This window comes from Burkholderia sp. Leaf177, assembly GCF_001424345.1.
In the GTDB taxonomy this organism is placed as follows: Bacteria; Pseudomonadota; Gammaproteobacteria; order Burkholderiales; family Burkholderiaceae; genus Caballeronia.
In genome coordinates this window covers 18,562-31,964 of the sequence record NZ_LMPF01000005.1, presented here as the reverse complement: position 1 = coordinate 31,964, position 13,403 = coordinate 18,562, and the positions used below count along the sequence as shown (strand labels likewise).

27 protein-coding genes and 1 pseudogene are annotated in these 13,403 nt (G+C 57.0%); all 28 read right to left on the bottom strand.

What is annotated here, in order from left to right; all coding sequences use genetic code 11:
* Positions 1 to 18: 18 nt before the first annotated feature.
* On the bottom strand, positions 19 to 384 hold the full coding sequence (rpsM, locus tag ASG35_RS08350; RefSeq protein WP_047845347.1) for a 30S ribosomal protein S13: 366 nt from the start codon (positions 382 to 384) through the stop codon (positions 19 to 21).
* 41 nt (positions 385 to 425) lie between these two features.
* Positions 426 to 542, bottom strand: coding sequence for a 50S ribosomal protein L36 (rpmJ, locus tag ASG35_RS08345; protein ID WP_004199844.1), 117 nt, complete (start codon positions 540 to 542; stop codon positions 426 to 428).
* 20 nt (positions 543 to 562) lie between these two features.
* Positions 563 to 637 (bottom strand): annotated as a pseudogene (gene infA, locus ASG35_RS31235) (translation initiation factor IF-1); the annotation flags it as partial.
* Positions 638 to 699: 62 nt separating this feature from the next.
* Positions 700 to 2,046 carry a preprotein translocase subunit SecY gene (gene secY, locus ASG35_RS08340; protein WP_056355435.1) on the bottom strand — a complete coding sequence of 449 codons (1,347 nt, stop codon included), beginning with the start codon at positions 2,044 to 2,046 and terminating at the stop codon, positions 700 to 702.
* A 41-nt stretch (positions 2,047 to 2,087) separates the two neighbouring features.
* Entirely contained in the window at positions 2,088 to 2,522 is a 435-nt protein-coding gene (gene rplO / locus ASG35_RS08335) for a 50S ribosomal protein L15 (RefSeq protein ID WP_056355432.1), read from the bottom strand.
* Between the two features lie 29 nt (positions 2,523 to 2,551).
* Positions 2,552 to 2,734, bottom strand: a complete 183-nt coding sequence (gene rpmD, locus ASG35_RS08330) for a 50S ribosomal protein L30 (protein ID WP_056355429.1) — start codon at positions 2,732 to 2,734, stop codon at positions 2,552 to 2,554.
* A 14-nt stretch (positions 2,735 to 2,748) separates the two neighbouring features.
* Positions 2,749 to 3,267 carry a 30S ribosomal protein S5 gene (gene rpsE / locus ASG35_RS08325; RefSeq protein WP_031361566.1) on the bottom strand — a complete coding sequence of 173 codons (519 nt, stop codon included), beginning with the start codon at positions 3,265 to 3,267 and terminating at the stop codon, positions 2,749 to 2,751.
* A gap of 14 nt (positions 3,268 to 3,281) precedes the next feature.
* Positions 3,282 to 3,647, bottom strand: coding sequence for a 50S ribosomal protein L18 (gene rplR / locus ASG35_RS08320; RefSeq protein WP_056355425.1), 366 nt, complete (start codon positions 3,645 to 3,647; stop codon positions 3,282 to 3,284).
* A 12-nt stretch (positions 3,648 to 3,659) separates the two neighbouring features.
* Complete coding sequence (gene rplF / locus ASG35_RS08315) at positions 3,660 to 4,193, bottom strand: 50S ribosomal protein L6 (RefSeq protein WP_056355422.1); 534 nt, start codon at positions 4,191 to 4,193, stop codon at positions 3,660 to 3,662.
* Between the two features lie 19 nt (positions 4,194 to 4,212).
* Entirely contained in the window at positions 4,213 to 4,608 is a 396-nt protein-coding gene (gene rpsH / locus ASG35_RS08310; RefSeq protein WP_031361569.1) for a 30S ribosomal protein S8, read from the bottom strand.
* Between the two features lie 14 nt (positions 4,609 to 4,622).
* Positions 4,623 to 4,928, bottom strand: a complete 306-nt coding sequence (gene rpsN, locus ASG35_RS08305; RefSeq protein ID WP_031361570.1) for a 30S ribosomal protein S14 — start codon at positions 4,926 to 4,928, stop codon at positions 4,623 to 4,625.
* A 7-nt stretch (positions 4,929 to 4,935) separates the two neighbouring features.
* A complete protein-coding gene (gene rplE, locus ASG35_RS08300; RefSeq protein WP_035933066.1) occupies positions 4,936 to 5,475 on the bottom strand; it encodes a 50S ribosomal protein L5 in 540 nt (179 codons plus the stop codon).
* A 13-nt stretch (positions 5,476 to 5,488) separates the two neighbouring features.
* Complete coding sequence (gene rplX, locus ASG35_RS08295) at positions 5,489 to 5,797, bottom strand: 50S ribosomal protein L24 (RefSeq protein WP_056355419.1); 309 nt, start codon at positions 5,795 to 5,797, stop codon at positions 5,489 to 5,491.
* A 9-nt stretch (positions 5,798 to 5,806) separates the two neighbouring features.
* Positions 5,807 to 6,175 carry a 50S ribosomal protein L14 gene (rplN, locus tag ASG35_RS08290; RefSeq protein WP_006052212.1) on the bottom strand — a complete coding sequence of 123 codons (369 nt, stop codon included), beginning with the start codon at positions 6,173 to 6,175 and terminating at the stop codon, positions 5,807 to 5,809.
* Between the two features lie 288 nt (positions 6,176 to 6,463).
* On the bottom strand, positions 6,464 to 6,736 hold the full coding sequence (gene rpsQ / locus ASG35_RS08285; RefSeq protein WP_056355415.1) for a 30S ribosomal protein S17: 273 nt from the start codon (positions 6,734 to 6,736) through the stop codon (positions 6,464 to 6,466).
* Positions 6,733 to 6,927, bottom strand: coding sequence for a 50S ribosomal protein L29 (gene rpmC / locus ASG35_RS08280; RefSeq protein WP_047845339.1), 195 nt, complete (start codon positions 6,925 to 6,927; stop codon positions 6,733 to 6,735). Before rpmC ends, rpsQ begins: the two co-directional genes overlap by 4 nt.
* Positions 6,928 to 6,936: 9 nt before the next feature.
* Positions 6,937 to 7,353: a 50S ribosomal protein L16 gene (gene rplP / locus ASG35_RS08275; protein ID WP_031361576.1), complete on the bottom strand. Its 417-nt coding sequence runs from the start codon at positions 7,351 to 7,353 to the stop codon at positions 6,937 to 6,939.
* A 2-nt stretch (positions 7,354 to 7,355) separates the two neighbouring features.
* Complete coding sequence (rpsC, locus tag ASG35_RS08270; RefSeq protein WP_056355412.1) at positions 7,356 to 8,174, bottom strand: 30S ribosomal protein S3; 819 nt, start codon at positions 8,172 to 8,174, stop codon at positions 7,356 to 7,358.
* A gap of 11 nt (positions 8,175 to 8,185) precedes the next feature.
* Positions 8,186 to 8,515, bottom strand: a complete 330-nt coding sequence (gene rplV / locus ASG35_RS08265) for a 50S ribosomal protein L22 (protein WP_031361578.1) — start codon at positions 8,513 to 8,515, stop codon at positions 8,186 to 8,188.
* 12 nt (positions 8,516 to 8,527) lie between these two features.
* Positions 8,528 to 8,803: a 30S ribosomal protein S19 gene (gene rpsS / locus ASG35_RS08260; RefSeq protein WP_031361579.1), complete on the bottom strand. Its 276-nt coding sequence runs from the start codon at positions 8,801 to 8,803 to the stop codon at positions 8,528 to 8,530.
* A gap of 10 nt (positions 8,804 to 8,813) precedes the next feature.
* Complete coding sequence (rplB, locus tag ASG35_RS08255; protein WP_056355410.1) at positions 8,814 to 9,641, bottom strand: 50S ribosomal protein L2; 828 nt, start codon at positions 9,639 to 9,641, stop codon at positions 8,814 to 8,816.
* A gap of 2 nt (positions 9,642 to 9,643) precedes the next feature.
* Positions 9,644 to 9,958 (bottom strand): 50S ribosomal protein L23, encoded by a 315-nt coding sequence (rplW, locus tag ASG35_RS08250; RefSeq protein ID WP_031361581.1) that lies wholly within the window; start codon positions 9,956 to 9,958, stop codon positions 9,644 to 9,646.
* Complete coding sequence (rplD, locus tag ASG35_RS08245) at positions 9,955 to 10,575, bottom strand: 50S ribosomal protein L4 (RefSeq protein ID WP_056355407.1); 621 nt, start codon at positions 10,573 to 10,575, stop codon at positions 9,955 to 9,957. Before rplD ends, rplW begins: the two co-directional genes overlap by 4 nt.
* Positions 10,575 to 11,234 (bottom strand): 50S ribosomal protein L3, encoded by a 660-nt coding sequence (rplC, locus tag ASG35_RS08240; RefSeq protein WP_056355628.1) that lies wholly within the window; start codon positions 11,232 to 11,234, stop codon positions 10,575 to 10,577. Before rplC ends, rplD begins: the two co-directional genes overlap by 1 nt.
* 183 nt (positions 11,235 to 11,417) lie before the next feature.
* Positions 11,418 to 11,729, bottom strand: coding sequence for a 30S ribosomal protein S10 (rpsJ, locus tag ASG35_RS08235; RefSeq protein ID WP_056355405.1), 312 nt, complete (start codon positions 11,727 to 11,729; stop codon positions 11,418 to 11,420).
* A 138-nt stretch (positions 11,730 to 11,867) separates the two neighbouring features.
* Entirely contained in the window at positions 11,868 to 11,948 is an 81-nt protein-coding gene (locus ASG35_RS32595; protein ID WP_088249726.1) for a hypothetical protein, read from the bottom strand.
* Positions 11,949 to 11,999: 51 nt separating this feature from the next.
* The coding region (gene tuf / locus ASG35_RS08230; protein ID WP_235527492.1) for an elongation factor Tu at positions 12,000 to 13,158 on the bottom strand (1,159 nt) is incomplete at its 3' end.
* A gap of 35 nt (positions 13,159 to 13,193) precedes the next feature.
* On the bottom strand, positions 13,194 to 13,389 hold a 196-nt coding region (locus ASG35_RS31230), incomplete at its 3' end, for a GTP-binding protein (protein WP_229448425.1).
* Positions 13,390 to 13,403: the final 14 nt, after the last annotated feature.

Sequence of the window (13,403 nt, the reverse complement as noted above, 5' to 3'; positions counted from 1 at the left end):
CCTGTAACTATATTCCGCTTACTTCTTCAGCGATTGCGCTGCACGACGCGGACCCTTACGGGTACGGGCATTCGTACGCGTGCGCTGTCCACGCATGGGCAAGCCCTTGCGATGGCGAACGCCACGGTAGCAGCCCAAGTCCATCAGGCGCTTGATATTCATCGTCACTTCGCGACGCAGGTCGCCTTCTACGATGAACTTACCCACTTCTTCTCGCAGCTTTTCGAGGTCTGCGTCAGTGAGGTCTTTGACCTTCTTCGAAAACTCCACACCAGACGCTACGCAAATGTTGCGAGCGCGCGTGCGGCCTACACCGAAAATTGCCGTGAGGCCGATTTCAGTATGCTGGTGATTCGGGATGTTAACCCCTGCGATACGAGCCATTGTTTTTCCTCAAACAAAAAGCGCAAGCAAAAGCGCGGCGTTCAGCCTTGACGCTGTTTGTGGCGCGGATCAGAGCTGCAAATCACGCGCACAACGCCCTTGCGCTTGATGATCTTGCAATTGCGGCAAATGCGCTTAACCGATGCCATCACTTTCATGATATTACCCTTTTTTCAAATCACTTCGCCCGTAACACGATCCGTGCACGAGACAGATCGTAAGGGGTCAACTCAACCGTTACCTTGGCGCCAGGATATGCGACGGTGAACGGCAGAGCCACCTTCAACTCATGCCGTCTCCGACCATCGTCCTTGTTTAGCGCATCGGGACGTTGCTGCCTTTGAAGTTCGCCTTCTTGAGCAGCGATTCATACTGTTGCGACATAACGTAGGACTGCACCTGCGCCATGAAATCCATCGTAACCACCACGATGATCAGCAGCGATGTTCCACCAAAGTAAAACGGCACGTTCCAACGCAACACCAGGAATTCCGGCAGCAAGCAAACGAACACGATGTAAATCGCACCAGCCAGCGTCAAACGCGTGAGGATCCGATCGATATAACGCGCTGTCTGATCGCCCGGACGAATCCCGGGAACGAACGCACCACTCTTCTTCAGGTTGTCGGCCGTTTCTCTGCTGTTGAACACCAACGCGGTGTAGAAGAAGCAGAAGAAAACGATCGCCATCGCGTACAGCAACACGTACACCGGTTGACCAGGCTTGAGCGCCTCGGCAACGTTGTGAAGCGTGTTCGCAAACCATCCGGTCCGCGTACCCGAACTGAACCAGTTCAGGATAGTTGCCGGGAAGAGGATGATCGACGACGCGAAGATCGGCGGAATCACACCCGACATGTTCAACTTCAGCGGCAAATGCGAAGACTGACCGCCGTAAATCTTGTTTCCGACCTGACGCTTGGCGTAGTTCACGAGGATCTTGCGCTGGCCGCGTTCGATGAAAACCACCAGGAACGTAACCGCTGCAATCAGCACGACAATGATGATCGCCGAGATGATGCTCATGGAGCCGGTGCGAACCAGTTCAAAGAGACCACCGATTGCGTTCGGGAAGCCCGCCGCAATACCGCCGAAAATGATGATCGAGATACCGTTGCCAAGTCCCCGTTCCGTGATCTGCTCACCCAGCCACATCAGGAACATCGTGCCCGTCACCAACGTCACTACCGTCGTCAGCCGGAACACCATGCCAGGATCGATAACAAGCCCAGCTTGATTTTCCAGCGCCACCGCAATACCGAAGGCTTGAAACGTAGCCAGCACAACTGTGAAGTAACGCGTGTATTGCGTGATCTTCCGTTGCCCTGCCTGCCCTTCTTTCTTCAGCGCTTCCATTTGCGGCGAAACGATCGACAGCAACTGCATGATGATCGACGCCGAGATGTACGGCATGATCCCAAGCGCGAAGATCGTGAATCTTGACAGCGCGCCACCCGAGAACATGTTGAACATGCCAAGAATGCCGCCTGACTGACTCTGGAAAAGCTTCGCCAGCTGATCCGGGTCGATACCCGGCACCGGAATATGCGCACCGATACGGTAGACGATCAACGCCAGCAGCAAGAACATTGCACGCCGACGCAGATCGCCGAACTTCGCAGCGCTTCGACCGGATTTTGCGAGACTCGGGCTATTAGCCAAGAACCTTCTCCGATGCTTTCGCTAACAACAACACGCGCACGTTACTCAGCGAACGAGCCGCCGGCGGCTTCAATCGCAGCACGGGCACCCTTCGTAGCGCTAAGGCCCTTTACCGTGATCTTGCGCGTCAACTCGCCCGTCTTGATGATCTTTGCGCTCGTAATGAGCACGCCGAGCAGACCAGCTTGCTTCAAAGCCAACAAATCGACTTCGTCGACCGGCAACTTCTCGATGTCCGACAAACGCACTTCACCAACGAACTCACGCGTCAGCGAGCTAAAACCACGCTTCGGCAGACGACGTTGCAGAGGCATCTGACCGCCTTCAAAGCCGACTTTATGAAAGCCGCCCGAACGCGATTTCTGACCCTTGTGACCGCGACCCGCAGTCTTGCCGAGGCCCGAACCGATACCGCGGCCAACGCGACGCTTTGCGTGCTTCGCGCCTTCTGCCGGCTTGAGGTTATTCAAATCCATATTCAACTCCTTGATCCCTGGTCAGCCGCTTAGCTGAGGACTTTGACAAGGTACGAAACCTTGTTGATCATCCCGCGCACTGCTGGCGTGTCCTGCAGTTCGCTGACCGAGTTGAGTCGGCGCAGGCCCAGACCACGCACCGTTGCACGATGCGTTTCGCGGGTCCCAATCAGGCTCTTCACGAGCTGAACCTTGACAGTTTTTTCAGACATGGTGACCACCTGGCTTAGCCCAAAATATCTTCGACGGACTTGCCGCGCTTCGCCGCGATATCACCCGGCGTGGACTGCTTGCGCAGACCGTCGAGCGTTGCACGAACGAGGTTGTACGGATTCGTCGAACCGTGGCTCTTCGCCACAACGTTTTGAACGCCCATCACGTCGAACACTGCGCGCATCGGACCGCCAGCGATAACACCCGTACCGTCCTTGGCCGGAGCCAGGAGAACAGCGGATGCGCCATGCTTGCCGTGCACTTCGTGTTGCAGCGTACCGTTCTTCAACGGCACCTTGAACATGTTGCGGCGTGCTTGTTCCATTGCCTTTTGAACAGCAACCGGAACTTCCTTCGCTTTGCCTTTGCCCATGCCGATGCGGCCGTCGCCATCGCCAACCACGGTCAGTGCGGCAAAACCGAGAATCCGGCCACCCTTCACAACCTTGGTCACGCGATTGACCGCGATCATCTTTTCACGGAGGCCGTCGTCGCGTTCTTCAGCCTTAACATTCGCTTGCATCTTTGCCATGACGAATTCTTCCCTTAGAACTTGAGTCCGGCTTCGCGCGCCGCATCAGCCAGCGCTTTCACGCGGCCGTGGTAACGGAAACCTGAACGGTCGAAGGCGACGGATTCGACGCCGGCTGCCTTGGCTTTTTCAGCAATACGCTTACCGACCGCGATCGCAGCATTGACGTTGCCGCCCTTGCCGGTCTTGTCAGCCAGTTCGGCACGCACTTCAGCTTCGAGCGTCGACGCGCTTGCCAGCACTTTGGTGCCGCATGCCGAGAACACTTGTGCATAGATATGCGTGTTCGTGCGATGCACAGCCAGACGTGCGACCTGCAGCTCAGCGATCTTGACGCGCGTCTGTTTAGCGCGGCGCAGGCGAGATTGAGTCTTATCCATGATTGCGCACCCTTACTTCTTCTTCGTTTCTTTGAGGATGACGACTTCGCCGAAGTAGCGCACGCCCTTGCCCTTATAGGGCTCCGGCGGACGGTAACCGCGAACTTCCGCAGCGACCTGGCCAACTTTCTGCTTGTCGATCCCCTTGATCACGATTTCGGTTTGCGTCGGGGTTTCAACTTTGACGCCTTCCGGCATCGCGTGCACCACGGGGTGCGAGAAACCCAGCGACAGATTCAGCTTGTCGCCCTGCGCCTGCGCGCGATAACCAACGCCAACCAGCGTCAGCTTGCGCTCGAAACCCTTCGTAACGCCATTCACCATGTTCGCCACGAGGGCGCGCATCGTGCCCGACATCGCATTCGCTTCACGGCTTTCGTCAGCCGGTGCGAAGTTGAGCGTGCCGTTGTCGTTTGCTACCGTAACAAGCGGGTTGGCCGCTTGCGTAATCGTACCCAGCGGGCCCTTGACGGTAATTACTTCGCCGCTAAAGGCCACTTCCGCGCCTTGCGGCAGCGTAATCGGGCTTTTACCTACTCGAGACATGTTTCTTCTCCTTTTCGGCTTAAGCGACGTAGCAGAGGACTTCGCCGCCGACGCCAGTCTGGCGCGCCTTGCGGTCGGTCATCACACCCTGGGGCGTCGACACGATTGCAACGCCAAGACCGTTCATCACAACCGGAATGTCGTTACGACCGCGATACACACGCAGACCAGGCTTCGAGACGCGTTCGATGCGCTCGATAACCGGACGGCCAGCGTAGTACTTCAACGCGATGTTTAATTCCGACTTCGCACCTTCAGACTTCACTGCGAAATCGTCGATATAACCTTCGTCCTTCAAAACCTGCGCAATCGCAACCTTGACTTTCGACGAGGGCATTGTCACCGACACTTTCTCAACCATCTGCGCATTGCGGATGCGAGTCAGCATATCGGCGATAGGATCACTCATGCTCATTTACGTATCTCCTATTACCAGCTCGCCTTGGTCAGGCCAGGGATTTCGCCGCGGAAAGCGATTTCGCGAATCTTGCTGCGTGCCAATCCGAATTTGCGGAACGTGCCACGCGGACGACCCGTGATCGCGCAGCGGTTACGCTTGCGAGTAGGGTTCGAGTTGCGGGGCAGTTGCTGCAGTTCGAGACGAGCGGCGTAACGCTCTTCGTCCGACTTGCTCGCGTCATCGATGACCGCCTTCAGCGCTGTACGCTTGGGAGCGTATTTTGCAGCGAGGCGTGCACGCTTCTTTTCACGTTCGATCAGTGCCAGTTTAGCCACGGTAACCTCAGTTTCTGAACGGGAACTTGAAGCTGGCGAGCAGTGCCTTCGCTTCGTCGTCAGTCTTCGCGGTCGTCGTGATGCTGATGTTCAGCCCACGAAGCGCGTCGATCTTGTCGTAATCGATCTCGGGGAAAATGATCTGCTCTTTCACACCGATGTTGTAGTTGCCGCGACCATCGAACGCACGACCCGATACACCGCGGAAGTCACGAACCCGGGGGAGCGCGACGGTCACGAAACGATCGAGGAATTCGTACATGGCTTGGCCGCGCAGCGTCACCATCGCGCCGATCGGGTAGCCCTGACGAATCTTGAAGCCAGCGATTGCCTTGCGTGCCTTCGTGATAACCGGCTTCTGGCCAGCAATCTTCGTCAGGTCGCCAACGGCGTTTTCGATGATCTTCTTGTCGGCGACGGCTTCACCAAGACCCATGTTGAGGGTGATCTTGGTGATGCGCGGCACTTCCATGATGGACTTGTAGCCGAACTTCTCAACGAGGCCGGGTACAACCTTCTCTTTATAAAATTCTTGCAGACGTGCCATTTTTTACTCCGCGTCAGACGCTAAGCGTGGCACCGGTCGACTTCAAGAAGCGAACCTTCTTGTCGCCTTCGACCTTGATGCCCACACGTGACGCCTTGCCATTCGCGTCGACCAATGCGACGTTCGAAATATGCAGCGGCATCGTCTTGGCTTCTACGCCGCCCGTAGTACCCTTCATCGGGTTCGGCTTGACATGCTTCTTGACGAGGTTGATCCCCTCGACCGTCACACGCTCTTCGCCAACGGACAGCACGACGCCGCGCTTGCCTTTATCTTTGCCAGCGGTAACGATAACTTCGTCACCTTTGCGAATCTTATTCATCGCGACTCCTTACAGCACTTCCGGCGCGAGCGAAACGATCTTCATAAATCGTTCACTACGCAATTCACGCGTAACCGGTCCGAAAATACGCGTACCGATAGGCTCGAGCTTGGCATTCAAAAGTACGGCGGCATTACCGTCGAACTTGATCAGCGAGCCGTCCTGGCGGCGCACGCCCTTGGCCGTACGAACGACCACGGCGTTGTAGATTTCGCCCTTCTTCACGCGTCCGCGCGGCGTTGCTTCCTTGACGGTCACCTTGATGATGTCGCCAATGCTAGCGTAACGACGCTTCGAGCCGCCGAGCACCTTGATGCACATCACTTCACGTGCACCCGTGTTGTCGGCAACTTCAAGCCGAGTTTCGGTCTGAATCATGGTTTATCTTTCCCAACTTAATCCAGTTACGCCACCATGGCGCACCCGGTCAGTCTTGGTCCCGTCAGCCTGGTGGCTGCTTGGGTTAGAACAGGCAGCGAGGGCAGACGAAACCCGCCATCGCAATCCGGTGAATCTGTCAGCACAAGCTTGGCGCCTGCACCGGCTTCCCCCACCTACTTCGCCCGCGATGGGGCTCCCACAAAGAGGGAAGACCGAAATTATAACGCATAATTCCGGTCTTGCAAGCGAAAGTTACTGCGACACTTCTTTGTTGCGATTTGCCGCTTAGATGACGCGCGCTGCTTCCAGCAATTTCGACACAACCCAGGCTTTCGTCTTCGAAATCGGACGGGTTTCCTGGATCTCGACGAGATCGCCTTCGTTATACGTGTTCGCGTCGTCGTGAGCGTGATACTTTTTCGACCGTACGACGTACTTGCCGTAGATCGGGTGCTTTACGCGATGCTCGACCAGCACGGTGACCGTCTTTTCCATCTTGTTGCTGACGACCTTGCCGACCAGCGTCCGCTTGAGCGAGGTTTTTACGCTATCGTTCATTTCTGGTTCGCCTTCTCAGTCAGGACGGTCCGCACACGAGCGATGTCGCGACGAACCTTCTTCAATTGACTGTTGTTGGTCAATTGCTGGGTCGCGAGTTGCATGCGCAGGCCGAATTGCGCCTTCAGCAGGTCCGTCAGCTCTTGATTGAGAGCGGCCTGGTCTTTCTGGTGAAGTTCGGAAGCCTTCATCATTGCTCCTTAGGCGCCGAGCTGGCGAGAAACGAAATACGTCTTCAGCGGCAGCTTGGCTGCAGCCAGACGGAACGCTTCGCGTGCCAACTCTTCAGTAACACCGTCCATTTCATACAACATCTTGCCCGGTTGAATCTCTGCGACGTAGTACTCAGGGTTACCTTTACCGTTACCCATCCGTACTTCAGCCGGCTTTTGCGAGATCGGCTTGTCCGGGAAAATGCGGATCCAGATACGGCCGCCACGTTTAATGTGACGCGTCATTGCACGACGCGCCGCTTCGATTTGGCGCGCGGTCAAACGGCCGCGACCGATAGCTTTCAGACCATATTCACCGAACGACACTGCGTTGCCGCGCGTCGCCTTGCCGGTGTTACGACCCTTCTGCTCTTTGCGATACTTTCTGCGTTTCGGTTGCAGCATCGTTATTCTCCAGTCTTCCCGTCGCCGCCGGCACCGCCAGCACGACGGGGAGCGCCTGCGCCACGGCGCGCGCCTGCGTTTGCCGGGCCACCACCTTCACCATCACGACGCGGACGGCGATCGCCACCCGGACGTGCGTTGCGGCGCGGACGCTTGTCTTCGGCTACTTCTTCGACCACCGGTGCATCGTTGCGGCCCAGCGTGTCGCCCTTGTAGACCCACACTTTGACGCCGATGATGCCGTAGGTCGTCTTCGCTTCCGAAGTCGCGTAGTCGATATCCGCACGCAACGTGTGAAGCGGAACGCGACCTTCGCGATACCACTCCGTACGAGCGATTTCGATACCGTTGAGACGGCCCGCGCTCATGATCTTGATGCCTTGAGCACCCAGACGCATGGCGTTTTGCATCGCACGCTTCATTGCGCGGCGGAACATGATCCGGCGCTCGAGTTGTTGCGTGATCGAATCGGCGATCAACTGCGCATCGGTTTCCGGCTTGCGGATTTCTTCGATATTGACGTGGACCGGAACGCCCATGCGGCGTTGCAGTTCCGACTTCAACAATTCGATATCCTCACCCTTCTTGCCGATCACAACGCCCGGACGCGAGCTATAAATCGTGATACGTGCGTTCTTCGCCGGACGCTCGATGACCACCCGACCAACCGAAGCGTTCTTCAGCTTCTTCTTCAGGTATTCACGAACACCGATGTCTTCCTGCAGCATCGACGCGAAATTGGTGTTGTTCGCGTACCAACGCGACGCCCAATTTCGGCTGACAGCCAGACGGAAGCCTGTCGGATGAATTTTTTGTCCCATCGTATGGCTCCTTAATTCCCGACCGTCACAGTGATGTGACAGGATTGCTTCTCGATACGATTACCACGGCCTTTTGCGCGCGCGGTAAAACGCTTCAGGGAAGCGGCCTTGTCGACCATGATGCTCGTTACTTTGAGCTCGTCGATATCGGCGCCTTCGTTGTGTTCCGCATTCGCGATCGCAGACAGCACGACCTTCTTGACAATACCCGCCGCCTTCTTCGGCGAGAACGTAAGAACGTTCAGCGCCTTGTCGACCGGCAAACCACGGATCTGGTCAGCCACAAGACGCGTTTTCTGCGCCGAGATGCGGGCACCGCGATGAATAGCTTTTACTTCCATCTTGATAGCCCCTTATTTCTTGGCCTTCTTGTCGGCTGCATGACCCTTGAACGTACGGGTCAATGCGAACTCGCCAAGTTTGTGGCCGACCATGTTTTCCGAAACATAAACCGGGACGTGTTGACGGCCGTTATGCACGGCGATCGTCAGACCAATGAAGTCCGGGAGGATCGTAGAACGACGCGACCAGGTCTTGATTGGTTTCTTGTCACGCGCAGCTGCGGCAGCCTCAACCTTCTTCAGCAAATGAGCGTCGCAGAACGGACCTTTTTTAACAGAACGTGCCATTGCTTACTCCTTAGCGCTTGTGACGGCGCTGAACGATCATCGTCGTCGTGCGCTTATTGCTGCGGGTGCGATAACCCTTAGCCGGGGTTCCCCACGGGCTGACCGGATCGCGACCTGCTGCCGTCTTACCTTCACCACCACCGTGCGGGTGATCAACCGGGTTCATTGCAACGCCACGCACCGTCGGGCGGATACCGCGCCAGCGGTTAGCACCAGCCTTACCGATTTGACGGAGGCTATGCTCTTCGTTGCCAACTTCACCAATCGTCGCGCGGCACTCGATGTGCACACGGCGAATTTCACCCGAACGCAGGCGAACCTGAGCGTACGTGCCTTCACGAGCCAGCAGCATTGCCGACGTACCAGCCGAACGCGCAATTTGCGCGCCCTTGCCCGGCAGCATCTCGATGCAGTGAATCGTCGTACCGACCGGAATGTTGCGGATCGGCAGGGTGTTACCCGAGCGGATCGGCGCTTCCGAACCAGACATCAACGACTGACCCACCGTCGCACCCTTCGGGGCGATGATGTACTTACGCTCGCCGTCTGCGTACAGAACCAGCGCAATGTTCGCGCTACGGTTCGGATCGTACTCAAGACGTTCGATTTTTGCCGGAATTCCGTCCTTGTTGCGACGAAAATCGACCATACGGTAATGTTGCTTGTGACCGCCACCCTTGTGACGCGTCGTGATGCGACCGGAGTTGTTCCGGCCGGCGGTCACGGACTGTGAGTCGAGCAGCGCTGCGTGCGGCTTGCCTTTGTACAGATCCTTGTTGACCACCTTGACCATCGCGCGGCGACCCGGCGAAGTCGGCTTAACTTTTACGATTGCCATGATTACTTGGCCTCCGCTTCAAAGTTGATTTCCTGGCCGGGCTTCAGGCAGACATACGCCTTCTTCACGTCCTTGCGCTTGCCCATGAAGCGGCCAAAGCGCTTGGCTTTACCTTTCGTGACCAGCACATTGACGGAATTGACTTCCACCTTGAACAGCAGCTCGACGGCAGCCTTCACTTCCTGCTTCGTGGCATCGGGCGCGACTTCGAACACGACTTGCTCGTTCTTGTCGGCCACCAGCGTCGCCTTTTCGGAGATCACCGGCGCGAGCAGGACCTGCATCAAACGATGATCGTTCTTGCGAATCTCGCTCATGACAGCAACTCCTCGATCTGGGCGACCGCAGCCTTCGTAATCAGGATCTTCTTGAAGTAGATCAACGAGAGCGGGTCGGCGTAACGCGGCTCGACAACGGCCACGTGGGCCAGATTGCGCGACGCGAGGTACAGGTTTTCGTCGACCGTGTCAGTAATGACCAGGACCGATTCCAGACCCATTGCCTTGAATTTTTCGGCCAGCAGCTTGGTCTTCGGCGCTTCGAGCGTAAGCTCGTCGACTACCGAGATACGGCCTTCACGGGCCAGCTGCGAGAAGATCGAGCAGAGACCTGCGCGATGCATCTTCTTGTTGACCTTGTGCGAAAAGTTTTCTTCCGGCGAATTCGGGAAGATACGGCCACCGCCGCGCCACAATGGGCTCGACGACATACCGGCACGAGCGCGGCCCGTACCCTTCTGGCGCCACGGCTTCTTGGTCGTGTGCTTGACTTGCTCACGATCCTTCTGCGCGCGGTTACCGCTACGTGCGTTGGCTTGATAGGCCGTGACAACCTGATGGATCAGTGCTTCGTTGTAATCGCGACCGAACACGACGTCCGATGCGTTCACACCCGTGCCTTCCTGACCATTGGCGTTCAGGAGCTTAAGTTCCATTATTTCGCTCCTTTCACAGCGCGCGTCTTGACTGCCGGCGTCACGAATACCTTGCCGCCCTTGGCGCCAGGAACGGCACCACGAACCAGCAACAGATTGCGGTCAGCGTCAATGCGAGCGATCACGAGATTTTGCACCGTAACCGTTTCGTCGCCCATGTGACCCGTCATGCGCTTACCCGGGAAAACACGACCCGGATCCTGCGCCATACCGATCGAACCCGGAACGTTGTGCGAACGCGAGTTACCGTGCGATGCGCGGCCTGAAGCGAAGTTGTGACGCTTGATGGTACCGGCGTAGCCCTTACCGATCGACACGCCTTGCACGTCGACTTTCTGGCCCACTTCGAAAATGTCCGTACCGATCACGGTACCGTTCGACAACTCGGCAGCCTTCGTGGAATCGATTTGGAATTCTTTGAGAACTTCACCAGCTTGAACGCCGGCTTTGGCAAGGTGACCTGCCAGCGGCTTCGTCACGCGCGATGCGCGGCGAGTACCGAATGCTACTTGAACGGCGATGTATCCATCCGTTTCTACAGACTTGATCTGCGTCACTCGGTTGTCCGACACGTCCAGTACGGTGACGGGAATCGAATCCCCTTCAGGCGTAAAGATACGGGTCATGCCAACCTTGCGACCTACGAGTCCAAGGCTCATCGTTTTCTCCATTCCCAACTGCGATTGGTCGGGGCTGATTTACAAAATGCCGGTCAATTCCAAAGAATCACGCCGACTTTTTTGCGCAAATGCGCGAAAAGCCTTGGAGTATAACAAGGCTTTTCGTTTTCCGCAAGCAATCAAAGACTTAGCGCTCCTCTTCGCGAGAGGGCGCGGTGAAACTTACTGCAACTTGATTTCGACGTCGACACCCGCCGGCAGGTCGAGCTTCATCAACGCGTCAACGGTCTTGTCCGTCGGGTCGACGATGTCCATCAGGCGCTGGTGCGTACGGATTTCAAGCTGATCGCGCGACGCCTTGTTAACGTGCGGCGAACGCAAAATGTCAAAACGCTGGATACGCGTCGGCAGCGGCACCGGACCACGTACGATTGCGCCAGTCCGCTTGGCCGTATCGACGATCTCAGCTGCCGATTGATCGATCAGACGATAGTCGAACGCCTTCAGGCGAATGCGGATTTTCTGGTTTGCCATGACAATTCCTTGAAAAGAGCGAGACGATGTTGCACCGTCGATTTGGTAAAAGAGCAAGGAGCCGAGCGCGCGTAAGGCACGTGCGCCCGGCTCCGGGCACGACTACGAACTACTGCTTTTTAAAGCAAGCACAGGATTTTACTCGAGAACCTTGGCGACGACACCCGCGCCGACGGTACGACCGCCTTCACGGATAGCGAAGCGCAGACCTTCTTCCATGGCGATCGGTGCAATCAGCTTCACCGTGATCGACACGTTATCGCCCGGCANCGACGGTACGACCGCCTTCACGGATAGCGAAGCGCAGACCTTCTTCCATGGCGATCGGTGCAATCAGCTTCACCGTGATCGACACGTTATCGCCCGGCATGACCATTTCCTTGTCCTTTGGCAACTCGATCGAACCCGTCACGTCCGTAGTACGGAAGTAGAACTGCGGACGATAGTTGTTGAAGAACGGCGTGTGACGACCGCCTTCGTCTTTGCTGAGCACATACACTTCAGCCGTGAAGTGCGTGTGCGGCGTGATCGAACCCGGCTTGGCCAGCACTTGRCCACGTTCCACGTCTTCACGCTTCGTGCCRCGCAACAGGATACCCACGTTGTCGCCCGCTTGACCYTGGTCCAGGAGCTTGCGGAACATTTCCACGCCCGTGCACGTCGTCTTCACCGTCGGCTTGATACCGATGATTTCGATTTCTTCGCCGACCTTCACGATACCGCGCTCGATACGACCCGTCACCACCGTGCCGCGACCCGAGATCGAGAACACGTCTTCCACCGGCATCAGGAACGTGCCGTCCACTGCGCGCTCSGGCGTCGGGATGTACGTGTCCAGCGCATCGGCCAGGTTCAGRATTGCCACTTCGCCCAGCTCGCCCGTGTCGCCTTCCAGCGCCAGCTTGGCCGAACCYTTGATGATCGGCGTGTCGTCGCCCGGGAAATCGTACTTCGACAGAAGCTCRCGCACTTCCATTTCAACGAGTTCCAGCAACTCGGCGTCGTCCACCATGTCGCACTTGTTCAGGAACACGATGATGTACGGCACGCCAACCTGACGGGCCAACAGGATGTGCTCACGCGTTTGCGGCATCGGGCCGTCTGCAGCCGARCACACCAGGATSGCGCCGTCCATCTGCGCGGCACCCGTAATCATGTTCTTCACATAGTCGGCGTGACCCGGGCAGTCAACGTGCGCGTAGTGACGCGCYTGCGTTTCGTACTCGACGTGGGCCGTATTGATYGTGATRCCACGTGCCTTTTCTTCCGGCGCCGCGTCGATCTGGTCATACGCCTTCGCTTCGCCGCCGAACTTCTTCGACAACACCGTTGCGATTGCTGCTGTCAGCGTGGTCTTGCCGTGGTCGACGTGACCAATCGTGCCTACGTTGACGTGCGGCTTGGTCCGTTCGAATTTACCTTTTGCCATTTTCGACTCTAACAGGAATTTTTCCGTACCTTGCNCCGTATTGATCGTGATACCACGTGCCTTTTCTTCCGGCGCCGCGTCGATCTGGTCATACGCCTTCGCCTCACCGCCGAACTTCTTCGACAACACCGTTGCGATTGCTGCTGTCAGCGTGGTCTTGCCGTGGTCGACGTGACCAATCGTGCCTACGTTGACGTGCGGCTTGGTCCGTTCGAATTTACCTTTTGCCATGATTACCTTCTTTC

Excerpts from the sequence above, each read along its gene's own strand:
- rpsM (WP_047845347.1), bottom strand. The coding sequence starts at position 384 with ATGGCTCGTATCGCAGGGGTTAACATCCCGAATCACCAGCATACTGAA.
- rpmJ (WP_004199844.1), bottom strand. The coding sequence starts at position 542 with ATGAAAGTGATGGCATCGGTTAAGCGCATTTGCCGCAATTGCAAGATC.
- rplO (WP_056355432.1), bottom strand. The coding sequence starts at position 2,522 with ATGGATTTGAATAACCTCAAGCCGGCAGAAGGCGCGAAGCACGCAAAG.
- rpmD (WP_056355429.1), bottom strand. The coding sequence starts at position 2,734 with ATGTCTGAAAAAACTGTCAAGGTTCAGCTCGTGAAGAGCCTGATTGGG.
- rpsE (WP_031361566.1), bottom strand. The coding sequence starts at position 3,267 with ATGGCAAAGATGCAAGCGAATGTTAAGGCTGAAGAACGCGACGACGGC.
- rplR (WP_056355425.1), bottom strand. The coding sequence starts at position 3,647 with ATGGATAAGACTCAATCTCGCCTGCGCCGCGCTAAACAGACGCGCGTC.
- rplF (WP_056355422.1), bottom strand. The coding sequence starts at position 4,193 with ATGTCTCGAGTAGGTAAAAGCCCGATTACGCTGCCGCAAGGCGCGGAA.
- rpsH (WP_031361569.1), bottom strand. The coding sequence starts at position 4,608 with ATGAGCATGAGTGATCCTATCGCCGATATGCTGACTCGCATCCGCAAT.
- rplE (WP_035933066.1), bottom strand. The coding sequence starts at position 5,475 with ATGGCACGTCTGCAAGAATTTTATAAAGAGAAGGTTGTACCCGGCCTC.
- rplX (WP_056355419.1), bottom strand. The coding sequence starts at position 5,797 with ATGAATAAGATTCGCAAAGGTGACGAAGTTATCGTTACCGCTGGCAAA.
- rplN (WP_006052212.1), bottom strand. The coding sequence starts at position 6,175 with ATGATTCAGACCGAAACTCGGCTTGAAGTTGCCGACAACACGGGTGCA.
- rpsQ (WP_056355415.1), bottom strand. The coding sequence starts at position 6,736 with ATGAACGATAGCGTAAAAACCTCGCTCAAGCGGACGCTGGTCGGCAAG.
- rpmC (WP_047845339.1), bottom strand. The coding sequence starts at position 6,927 with ATGAAGGCTTCCGAACTTCACCAGAAAGACCAGGCCGCTCTCAATCAA.
- rplP (WP_031361576.1), bottom strand. The coding sequence starts at position 7,353 with ATGCTGCAACCGAAACGCAGAAAGTATCGCAAAGAGCAGAAGGGTCGT.
- rpsC (WP_056355412.1), bottom strand. The coding sequence starts at position 8,174 with ATGGGACAAAAAATTCATCCGACAGGCTTCCGTCTGGCTGTCAGCCGA.
- rplV (WP_031361578.1), bottom strand. The coding sequence starts at position 8,515 with ATGGAAGTAAAAGCTATTCATCGCGGTGCCCGCATCTCGGCGCAGAAA.
- rpsS (WP_031361579.1), bottom strand. The coding sequence starts at position 8,803 with ATGGCACGTTCTGTTAAAAAAGGTCCGTTCTGCGACGCTCATTTGCTG.
- rplB (WP_056355410.1), bottom strand. The coding sequence starts at position 9,641 with ATGGCAATCGTAAAAGTTAAGCCGACTTCGCCGGGTCGCCGCGCGATG.
- rplW (WP_031361581.1), bottom strand. The coding sequence starts at position 9,958 with ATGAGCGAGATTCGCAAGAACGATCATCGTTTGATGCAGGTCCTGCTC.
- rplD (WP_056355407.1), bottom strand. The coding sequence starts at position 10,575 with ATGGAACTTAAGCTCCTGAACGCCAATGGTCAGGAAGGCACGGGTGTG.
- rplC (WP_056355628.1), bottom strand. The coding sequence starts at position 11,234 with ATGAGCCTTGGACTCGTAGGTCGCAAGGTTGGCATGACCCGTATCTTT.
- rpsJ (WP_056355405.1), bottom strand. The coding sequence starts at position 11,729 with ATGGCAAACCAGAAAATCCGCATTCGCCTGAAGGCGTTCGACTATCGT.
- ASG35_RS32595 (WP_088249726.1), bottom strand. The coding sequence starts at position 11,948 with ATGGAAGAAGGTCTGCGCTTCGCTATCCGTGAAGGCGGTCGTACCGTC.